Source organism: Streptomyces glaucescens (assembly GCF_002154375.1).
GTDB lineage: Bacteria > Actinomycetota > Actinomycetes > Streptomycetales > Streptomycetaceae > Streptomyces > Streptomyces glaucescens.
Map to the genome: position 1 here is coordinate 1 of NZ_MUND01000005.1, position 9,875 is coordinate 9,875.

Consider the following 9,875-nt stretch of genomic DNA (forward strand, 5'->3'; position numbering starts at 1 on the left):
CGTACACGTGCGGGAACCGGGCGTCCCCGAGGGCACCCGGTTCCCGCACGTGTACGGTCCGCTCGACCGGGAGGCGGTGGTCCGGGTCCGCGAGATCGCCTGGGACGCGCGGGGCCGGGCCACGGGACTGCGGGACGCCGGCTGACGTCCCGCGCGGTCCGGTCCGCCCGCCGTCCCCTCGGTACCGCCGCGGTCACTCGGTGACTTCAAAGTGCCTTCTTCCACGAGTGGTCGGCCCGGCGCAGGATTCCTGGGGTCAGGCACCGCAGTCCTTCCCCCCGAGGAGACCCTCCCGTGTCCGCACTCCCATCCGCTTCGCACAGCGGCACCGCACGCATGACCGGACGCGCCTGGGGCGTGCTGTTCGTGCTGTGCGGGGCGATCTTCCTGGAGGGCGTCGACGTGGCCATGCTCAATGTGGCCCTGCCGTCCATCCGGGCCGACCTGGGGCTGTCGACCGGCACGCTCCAGTGGGTCATGAGCGCCTACGTGCTCGGCTACGGCGGCTTCATGCTGCTCGGCGGTCGCGCCGCCGACCTGTTCGGGCGCCGCCGGATGTTCCTGTTCTGGCTGACCGTCTTCCTGCTCTTCTCCGGGCTGGGCGGCCTCGCCACCGAGGGCTGGATGCTGATCACCGCCCGGTTCGTCACCGGCGTCGCGGCGGCCTTCATGACCCCGGCCGGTCTGTCGATCATCACCACCTCCTTCCCGGAGGGCCCGCAGCGCAACAAGGCCCTGCTCGTCTACTCGGGCACCGCGGCCGGGGGTTTCTCCATCGGCCTGGTCGTCGGCGGCCTGCTGGCCTCGGCCGACTGGCGGTGGGTGTTCTTCGCGCCGGTGATCCTGTCGTCCGTCATCCTGGTCGCCGGTACCGCGCTCATCCCGAGGTCGGCCAGGCCGGACCGCGGCGGCCAGGGCATGGACGTGGCCGGTGCGGTCAGCGTGACGGCGGCCATCCTGCTCCTCGTCCTCGCCGTCGAGCGGGCGGGCCACGGTTCGGCGGGCGTGACGGCGCTGACCGCGGGAGCGAGCCTGCTGCTGTTCCTCGTCTTCGCGCTGATCGAGCGCAAGGCGGATTCGCCGCTGGTCCGCCTCGGCATCCTCCGCCGCGGGAACCTCGTCCGCGCCAACCTCGCCGGGCTGCTGTTCGCCGCCGGGTTCTTCGGCTTCCAGTTCGTCGTCGTGCTGTACCTGCAGGAACTGCGCGGCTGGTCGACCCTGGAGACCAGCTTCGCCATGATCGTGATCGGCGTCGACGCGATCCTGTCGCCGACGCTCACCCCGAAGCTGGTGGACAGGTTCGGCAACGCCAGGGTCATCCTCGGCGGACTGCTGCTGGCCGTGCTGTCCTACGCGCTGATGCTGCCGCTGGGCGCGGACTGGACGTACCCCATGATGTTCCCGAGCCTGATCATCCTGGGCCTCGCCTTCTCCCTGGCCTACGGCCCGCTGACCATCGTCGCCACCGACGGCGTCGAGGAGTCGGAACAGGGCGTCGCGGGCGGTCTGCTCTACACCTCCTTCCAGTTCGGCGCGGCCCTCGGCCTGTCGTCCGCCACGGCCGTGCTCACCGCGGCGACCGACGGCACGAGCGACCAGGCCCTGCTCGACGGCCACCGCGCGGCCCTGCTCGTTCCGCTGGCCGCCGCCGCGCTCGCCGCCCTGATCACCGCCTTCGGGCTGCGCGGGTCGTCCCGGACGGTGGCCGGGTCGGCTGCCGCGGCGACCGAGACAGCCCCGGAACCGGCCGGGTCCGGGCGCTGACCGCGGAATCCGCCGGGGAGCTGTACGCGAAAGGAAGCCCGGCCGGGGTCGTCCCGGCCGGGCGCTCCGCGTGCGCGGGGTGGTGGTCAGGGGGTGACCCGGTTGCCGCCGAAGGTCACCACGAGGCGGCCGTCGGAGGCGTACGACCAGTTCAGCGCGCCGGAGTAGGCGGCGCAGCGGGAGCCGTTGGTGCCGGACCAGAACTGGTTGGTGGAGTCGGCGTTGCCGATGATCCGGTCGTTGGTGCCGCTGCCGCTGCGGCAGGACGTGTTGCCGCGGAACACCGAGGTGCCGGCGTCGAAGTTGAAGTTGCGCTGGGCGTTGTCGACGCTGACGTTGTCCGAGACGGTCATCGAGCCCGGGTTGCTGTTGTACGTGAACCCGTGCTTGCCGTTGTCGTAGGCGATGCTGCGGCGGACGACGTGGTTGACGGGGATGTCCTCGCCGCCGAGCTTGTAGCCGTTGCGGTCGCCCGCGCCGGCCTGGGAGCCGTCGCTGAGGGTGCCGTTCTCGTAGGCGAGGGAGTCCTCGATGGTGACCGCGCCGATGGGGCCGGTGTCGGGCTTGGTGTAGAGGTCCCAGCCGTCGTCGATGTTGTTGTGGGCGACGGCGTACCGGAAGACGTTGCCGGGGCCGGAGGTCAGCTTGGCGGCGAAGCCGTCCGCGTCCTCACCGTCGGAGTCTGCGTTGTCGTGGGACTCCGCGCTGAGGATGAGGTTGTTCGACGGCCACTGGGAGGCGGGTGTCGTCGAGGCCATGCGGGAGAGCTGTAGGCCGGTGTCGCGGTTGTAGCGGGTGACGGTGCGCTCGACGACGTTGTTGCTGCCGCCGATGAAGATGCCGTTGTCACCCGCCCGTTCGACGGTGAGACCGGTGATGTGCCAGTAGGAGCCGTTGAGCGCGAGACCGCGGTTGGCCGGGTCCTCGGCCATCGCCGAGAAGTTCAGGACGGGCCGTTCACCGGGGTAGGCGGTCAGCTTGGTGCGGGCGCTCGCCGTGCCGTTGTTCGTCGGGGGGATCGTGACGGTCTGCGCGTAGGAGTACGTGCCGCCGCGGACGTAGATCGTCCCGCCGGGGGTGATCCGGCTGATCGCCGAGGTGAGGGTGGTGGGCGAGGTCTGGGTGCCGGCCGCGCCGTCCGTGCCGTTCGGGGCGACGTAGAGGACGCTGCCGGTGGTCGGGGGCGGGGTGGTGTCGCCGGTCGTCTCGACCTCGAGGTAGTCGATGTTCGGCAGGCCGCCCGAGGTGGTCGGGTTGAGCCGGATGGTGTTGCTCCCCGCGGCCAGCGAGACCGTGAGGGTCTTCGTCGACCAGGTGCTCCAGGCGCCGGTGCCCTCGAAGGACGGTGACCCGGCGGCGGTGCCGTTCACGGTGAGGGTGGCGGCGCGGGCGGTCGTCGTGCCGTTGGCGAAGCGGATCCGCAGGGTGGCGGTGCCGGCGGCCGGGGCGGACGCCGTGAACTGGACGTACGCGCCCGTGGCGTTGGTGGCGTTGCAGAAGCCGGTGCCGGAGTAGCCGGACCACTCGGACTCGATGGCGCCGGTGCAGACCGCGGGGGAGGCCTCCGCCTCGTAGCGGGCGGTGGCGGCCTGGGCCGTGGTGCCGGACAGCGCGACGAGGGTGCCGGCGAGGAGGCCCGCGGACGCGATGACGGGGAGGACTGGCCTCAGGGCTCGTCTCTGGTGCATCGGTTCGTCTCCAGGGGGTTGTCCGGCGACCTGCGGCGGAGCGGTTCGAGCGGGACGTTCCAGAACATGAACAGGGCGTGCGTGCGGGTGCCGCCGAGAGCCGGAAAGTGGCTGTTCCTCGGGACGGTAAGGGCTTGCTTTGGACGCGTCAATACGTTTCTATGTGATCCCAGTTCAGAGACATGAACGCGGAGGCGGTGACTGCCGTGCCTGGCGAGCCGCGCTTCCGCCTGTTCGCCCGCCGGGTGCCGGCCGCGTCGCCTGGGCCCCGCCCGCCTTCGCCCGCCGTCACGGCCCGGACGCCCCGGGTTCATGGAGGACCGGGAGCGGCGGCCCCACGGCCGGTCCGGTCCGCGTCGGCGGGCCGCCGCGGGCGTGGCTCACCGGCGCGCCGGGAGCCAGCCCTGCTGCACCGCGCGGACGCCCGCCTCGAAACGGCTGCGGGCGTCCAGCCGGTCCATCAGCTCGGAGGCGATCCGCCGGGCCGTGCGGTGGGACACCCCGAGCCGCTTGGCGATCGCCTCGTCCGTGTGGCCCTCGGCCAGCAGTCGCAGTGCCGCCGTCTGCTGGGCGGTCAGCCCGTGCGGATCCACGGGGACGACCTCGCCCAGCGGCTGCGCCGACTCCCAGGTGGTCTCGAACAGCGCGTACAGCAGGGTGAGCGTGCCCTGGCCGGTCAGCACCACCGCGCCCGCCGCCGTATCGTCACTGCTCACCGAGATCATCGCGATCCGCCGGTCCATCAGGATCATCCGGGTGGGCAGCGACGGCACCGTACGCACCTGCCCGCCCAGCCCCGCCAGCCAGGTGGCGTGCTCGACGGTGGGGCGGTGGCTGCGGACACTGTCCAGGTACAGGGTGCGCATCCGCACCCCGCGCTCCAGCAGATCCTGGTTGAGCGGCCGGGACGCGGCCATGTTCTCCGCGGTCTGCGGCCCGCCCGGCGCGAAGGCCAGGAACTCCTCGGTGACCTCGCGGGTCAGCACCGCCAGCCGGTCCCGGATCTGGTCCAGGCCGACCAGCTGCTCCACCCCCGGGTGACTGGTCGCCGGGCGCAGCTCGGCGTACTCGGAGATCAGCTGCGCCGCCGCCGCCCGGGAGGCCTCCAGGCGCTCCTGCTGGGCCGCCAGCTGCGCCTGCTGGCGTGCCATCAGGATCTCCATGCCGATGTCGGGGGAGACCGCGCGCAGCCGGCCCGCGTCCCCGGCGGCCGGCCGCACCAGCGCCAGCTCGCTCAAGGCGTCGAGGGCGTCGCGCACGTCCTCCTCCGGCACCCCCACGGCGGCGGCGAGATCGGCCACGCCGGCCGCCGGATGTCTCAGCATGGCGCGGTAGACGGTCTCCGCGGCTGAGTCGAGGCCAAGTGCGGTGAGCATGTGGTTCCCCCTGGTCCCTGCACAGAACATCCCCTACTTGCCGATGATCTTCGCAGAGCGGAGCCGCATCCTCACAGAGGGCTGGGTGAAGGAAGGACGGAACGGGCCTCGGCCCCAACAGGCCAGCCGGTAACGCCGATCGGGACCGGACCGGGTTGAGACGCTGGAGTGCATGTACCTCGTGCACGCCCATCTCGAGCTGCCGCCCGGTGCCCGACTCCCCGCGGACATCAAGGCGTTGGTGCGCTCGGCGATCGTCCCCGGCGACCGGGTCGAGCATGTCGCCGTCCACCCGCGCTCCCCGCACCGGCTCACCCTCGGCTTCTATCTGCTCGCCGCCGTGCTGGAGGAGGCCGAGGAACGGGCCGTACGGGTCTGCGAGCGGCTGCTGCGGGACGTGCCGCACCTGGGCGCGGCCCGGCTGACCGGGGCGGGCGTCCCGCTGCTGCCGCTGGCGTTCGCTCCCCAGCCGGTGGACTGAACCGGCCGTGGAAGGCGCGGAGCCGGCTGTCCCAGGGCGCGGAACCGGCCGCACCGGGCACCGAACCGGCCGCAGCGGACGCGGATCCGGCCGCCTGGACGCATTGGTCCAAGGCCCTTTCCGGCCATCCGGAAGCCCTTCCAACCCGCCTGAGCTGCGGGGATTCTAGTGATCACCGGCCGGACCGAGCGCCACCGCGGGGCGCGGGAACGGACGGGAATCCCCACGCACTTGACGCACCCATGGAAGGACGGATCCGCCATGCTCCGCACCCGTATCGCCCAGGCCGCCGCGGTCGCCACCCTCGCCCTCACCGCGCTGCTGGCCGCCCCGGCCGTCGCCGCTCAGCTCGGCGACGCGGACCAGGCCGCTCCGTCCGCCACCTACGCACTCCACGACGCCGGCTGGCAGCTCGCCCCGGCCGACGCCGGCTGGCAGTAGCACCGCCGCGCCCCCTCCCGGGGCGCCGCCCCCAGCCTCACCGCTCCCACACCTCTCCGCTCCCAGACTCTCAGCCCACACCGCCCCAGGGGGACCGAAAAGTGAAGAACGTCCGCAGAACCGGCCGCGGCATCGCTGGACTGCTCACCGCCGGCGCGCTCGGCGCCGGGCTGCTCACGGTGGCCACGACCACCGCCGCCGATGCGGCCACCACCTGCACCGGCGGGGTGAACATCTACGGCGTGCTCGACGACGGCAGGCTGACGTTCAGCGCCATCAACCCGGCCACCGGCAACCTCGCCAAGGTGCTCGTCGGACCCGACCTGGGCTTCGAGCCGAAGGCCATGGCCACCCTCAACTTCAACACCGTGCTGGTCACCTCCACCACCGGCGCCCTCTACCGCGTCGACGTGCGGACCAACAACACCAGCCTGGCCCTCATGACCGCCCCGGTGAAGATCGCCGACAGCGGCTGGACCCACGACAAGCTCACCTACGACGGTCACGGCCACCTCTACGGCACCACCGCCGCGGGCCTGCTGCTGCGCTACAACGTCACCGAGGACAAGCCGGCCGGCTCCCAGCACATCGGTGCCCGCACCGAGATCGACACCGGGTTCGTGCTGAAGACCCTCACCGCCACCGGTGACGACCGGCTCAGCGCGACCACCGACGACGGCCGGCTGCTCGACTACACGGTCTCCGGCGCGGGCGCCTGGAAGAGCAACCTCCTGAAAGCCGACGGCTGGTCCGGCTTCAACCAGCTCGTGTCGCCCGGCGGCGGCCTCTACTACGGCCGTCTCGCCACCGGCGCCATGTACTGGTACAAGGACGCCAACCCCACCGACGGCTCCGGCGCCGACATCTCGTACCACCTGGACGACCCGGTCAACACCAGCGGCTGGACGCAGAAGATGCTGTCCGCCCAGCCCGGCACCTACACCTGCACCACCTCGGTGACCACCGTCGACCGCGACAACATCGCCGAGGTCAAGGCCGCGGGCCGGCAGCTGATGAACGAGAAGGACGCCGCCTGGGCCACCTCCGCGCAGTGGTCCTGCCTGGAGAACCTGTGGGACCACGAGTCCAACTGGCGCTGGAACGCGACCAACCCGTCCTCCGGCGCGTACGGCATCCCGCAGTCGCTGCCCGCCTCCAAGATGGACAGCGCGGGTGACGACTGGAAGACCAACCCGCTCACCCAGATCCGCTGGGGCCTGAACTACATCGACGGCCGCTACGGCTCCCCGTGCAACGCGTGGAACTTCTGGCAGGCCAACAACTGGTACTAGATCCGACAGCGCCCCCTCCTGAAGGGCCCCGCCTCCCCGGCGGGGCCCTTCGGCGTTCGCCGGCGCTCTCCGTGGCCCAAAGAGGCCGTCCGCTCTCCCTGTCGGTCCGCCGCAAGATCGTTCAACGTCCGTGGCGCCCGATCCCGACTCCACCCGACCAAGGGAGCCAGTACCGTGCGCAAGACCGGCAGAATCCTCACCACCGCGGCCGTCTGCGTGACCGGCGCGCTCATCGCCGCCGCGCCGGCCGGGGCGGCACCGTACTGGCAGACGGTGACCACCGGACCCACCTGGGACTGCGCCCGCACGGTCGTGCACACCGCGAAGGCGGGGGTCGGCTTCCAGGCCTGCCTGGTGCGCAACGCCCACGACGACGCCCAGGTGGTGCTGGTGGTCATGAACAACTCGACGTCCGCCGTCACCGTCTCCGGCACCGTCACCTCCTTCGGCGCCGACGCGGGCTGTGGCTCGTACACCCTCGCCGTCGGCGAGCGCCGCGGCTGCTTCGGCACCACCGGACCGGTCCCGGACTGCGCGTACGGCGCGGGCACCGGGGACGGCACCGAGACGTACGGCGGCGGGGTCCGGCTGACGGTGAACGGGGTCGTCGACACGATGGACTCGCCCACGACCCCGTGCGTGCCCGCCGACTGGGCCTGAGCCGCACCCCGAACGACGTGAAAAAGGGTGGAGCCCCCTCACAGGAGGGGGCTCCACCCTGGTGCGGCCGGGGCCGGGGCGATCAGTCGACCGGCGAGATGAAGCCGGAGATGTCACCGGCGTTGACCGGGTTGTTGTTGGTCTTCCAGTTGAACGTGGTCCGCTTGACCATGTTGCTCTCGTTGCCGCCGACGGTGGTGATGTAGTCGCCGTCCACGGCCACGACCAGGTTCACGTGGTTGGCGGAGCCGCCGCCGGAGTAGCCGTAGACGACCGCGTCGCCGACCTTGGGGGCGGAGGTGTGCAGGGTGCCGTTGTTCTGGCCGTAGGTGTAGAAGCTGCCCGCGGCGGCGGTCAGGCCGCCGGTCTTGGCCCCGGCGTTCCACCAGACGTACTCGCCGAACTCGGCGCACCAGGCGCCCGGGTGGTAGAAGTTGAAGTCCCCGAAGCCCTTGCCGACCTGCGCGTTGGCGAACTTGGCGATCTTCTCGCCGGTGGTGGCCACCGGGACCGGCGGCACGTACGCGCAGTTGTTGCCGTACGCGGACAGCAGCGTCTGGGTCCAGCCGGAGGCGTCCACCGGGTCGTTCGGGTGGTAGGCGATGTCCGAGCCGTCGCCGTCGGTCGGGTCGACGTCGTGGTACCAGTACATGCCGCCGTTGGTCCGGCCGTAGTAGAGGCCGCCGCCGGGCGAGACCAGCGAGTCCACGGCGGACCAGCCGTCGCTCTTCAGCGTCGACCGCTTCCAGTTGCCGACCCCGCCGATCTTGTAGCTGTAGAGCTGGCCGCCCTCGGTGGAGGCGATGATCCGGTCGTCGCCCGCCGCGGCCATCGTCTTGAGCACGAAGCCGGTGTCGATGACGACGTGCTGCCCGATGTGCGCGGAGCCGGACGGCTTGGCCTGGGAGACCACGTACTGGTGGAGCTGCCCGGCGACCGTGCCGTAGAGGTGCCCGTAGCCGTCGTAGACCAGCTTGTCGAAGGTCCAGCCGCCGTCCCAGATCTTCACCGGCGCGTTCGCCAGGGTGAGGCTGGTGTTGTTGGTCTGGACGTCCACCCGGTAGAGGTCGCCGGCGGTCGACGTCACCAGGACGGTGTTGAAGTTCAGGGTCGCCATCGCCTTGGGCGTGAAGCCGAGGTCCGGTCCGACGAGGGTCTTCATCCGGTCGCCGGTGTTCGGCGCGATCTGGGTGTAGGTCAGCCGGCCGTCGGACAGCGTGCCGTACACCGACACGTCGCCGGTGCACTGCGCGGCGGCCTGGGCGGCACCGCCGGTCACGGTGACGAGCCCGAGGGACATCGCGCCCACGGCGAGGGCGGCGGAGGTGCGGCGGACGGCGTTGCTCAGCTTCACGGGTTCTCTCCTGCGGCATGGGAAGTCGAGCGGGCGAAGGCACGTCCCTGACCCGGACAGCTGCCCTGCAGGTGCAGCTGTGAGGGATGAGGCGGGTGTGTCGCCCGGTGGCGAGAACTACTTTCGCCGCAGGTCAGCGCGGTGAGAAGAGAGATCGACTGGCCGCAACCGGCCCTGGCCCGTTGCGTCCCGACGAACACTGGACACATACCCCCTAGGGGTATACGTTGGTGTGCGTGGGGCAGAGAGGAACACCAGCCCCCGCCGGACGGGATATGGGGAGAACGTCATGGACCACACCGCTCACCAGCACGAGCACCGGAACCACGCGGGCCACCAGCAGCACGGCCGCGGTCACGGGCACGGTCCGGCCTCCTGGAGCATGGCCGCCAAGGCGACCCTGCACTGCCTCACCGGCTGCGCCATCGGCGAGATCCTCGGCATGGTCATCGGCACCTGGCTGATGTGGGGCAACGCCCAGACCATGGCCCTCGCGATCGGCCTGGCGTTCCTCTTCGGCTACTCGTTCACCCTGTTCGCCGTCCGGCGGGCAGGACTGGACCTCAAGAGCGCCGTGAAGGTGGCCCTCGCCGCCGACACCGTCTCGATCGCGGTGATGGAACTGGTCGACAACACGATCATCGCCCTCACCCCCGGCGCGATGGACGCCCACCTGACCGACGGCCTCTTCTGGTACGCCCTGCTCGGCGGCTTCGCCGTCGCCTTCGTCCTCACCACCCCGGTCAACAAGTGGATGATCGGCCGCGGCAAGGGTCACGCGGTGGTCCACGCCTACCACTGACCCACCCGGCCCCCGGC

Annotated in this window: 9 protein-coding genes; 6 read left to right on the plus strand and 3 right to left on the minus strand. The window is 71.4% G+C overall.

Features of this window, described 5'->3' with window-relative positions; genetic code table 11:
* Positions 1–336: 336 nt before the first annotated feature.
* Positions 337–1,764, plus strand: a complete 1,428-nt coding sequence (locus CCN42_RS00420; RefSeq protein ID WP_086732537.1) for an MFS transporter — start codon at positions 337–339, stop codon at positions 1,762–1,764.
* 86 nt (positions 1,765–1,850) lie between these two features.
* On the opposite strand, the gene CCN42_RS00425 is transcribed toward CCN42_RS00420, so the two are convergent.
* Both CCN42_RS00425 and CCN42_RS00430 read right to left on the minus strand, forming a co-directional pair.
* Entirely contained in the window at positions 1,851–3,452 is a 1,602-nt protein-coding gene (locus tag CCN42_RS00425) for a carbohydrate-binding protein (protein ID WP_211294603.1), read from the minus strand.
* 380 nt (positions 3,453–3,832) lie between these two features.
* Positions 3,833–4,828: a helix-turn-helix domain-containing protein gene (locus CCN42_RS00430; protein ID WP_086732532.1), complete on the minus strand. Its 996-nt coding sequence runs from the start codon at positions 4,826–4,828 to the stop codon at positions 3,833–3,835.
* Between the two features lie 172 nt (positions 4,829–5,000).
* Here CCN42_RS00430 and CCN42_RS00435 point away from each other — a divergent pair, with 172 nt between their 5' ends.
* From CCN42_RS00435 to CCN42_RS00450, 4 genes are all read left to right on the plus strand, one after another.
* Positions 5,001–5,309 (plus strand): hypothetical protein, encoded by a 309-nt coding sequence (locus CCN42_RS00435; RefSeq protein ID WP_086732533.1) that lies wholly within the window; start codon positions 5,001–5,003, stop codon positions 5,307–5,309.
* Positions 5,310–5,570: 261 nt separating this feature from the next.
* The gene (locus CCN42_RS00440; RefSeq protein ID WP_086732534.1) at positions 5,571–5,750 is read left to right on the plus strand and encodes a hypothetical protein; all 180 of its coding nucleotides are present in this window, start codon (positions 5,571–5,573) and stop codon (positions 5,748–5,750) included.
* Positions 5,751–5,851: 101 nt separating this feature from the next.
* Positions 5,852–7,042, plus strand: a complete 1,191-nt coding sequence (locus CCN42_RS00445) for an aggregation-promoting factor C-terminal-like domain-containing protein (RefSeq protein ID WP_086732535.1) — start codon at positions 5,852–5,854, stop codon at positions 7,040–7,042.
* Positions 7,043–7,216: 174 nt separating this feature from the next.
* Positions 7,217–7,702 carry a hypothetical protein gene (locus tag CCN42_RS00450; RefSeq protein WP_245877083.1) on the plus strand — a complete coding sequence of 162 codons (486 nt, stop codon included), beginning with the start codon at positions 7,217–7,219 and terminating at the stop codon, positions 7,700–7,702.
* A gap of 82 nt (positions 7,703–7,784) precedes the next feature.
* On the opposite strand, the gene CCN42_RS00455 is transcribed toward CCN42_RS00450, so the two are convergent.
* Entirely contained in the window at positions 7,785–9,056 is a 1,272-nt protein-coding gene (locus CCN42_RS00455) for a CHAP domain-containing protein (RefSeq protein ID WP_245877084.1), read from the minus strand.
* Positions 9,057–9,345: 289 nt separating this feature from the next.
* On the opposite strand from CCN42_RS00455, the gene CCN42_RS00460 reads away from it, so the two are divergent.
* Positions 9,346–9,858: a DUF4396 domain-containing protein gene (locus tag CCN42_RS00460; RefSeq protein WP_086732536.1), complete on the plus strand. Its 513-nt coding sequence runs from the start codon at positions 9,346–9,348 to the stop codon at positions 9,856–9,858.
* Positions 9,859–9,875: the final 17 nt, after the last annotated feature.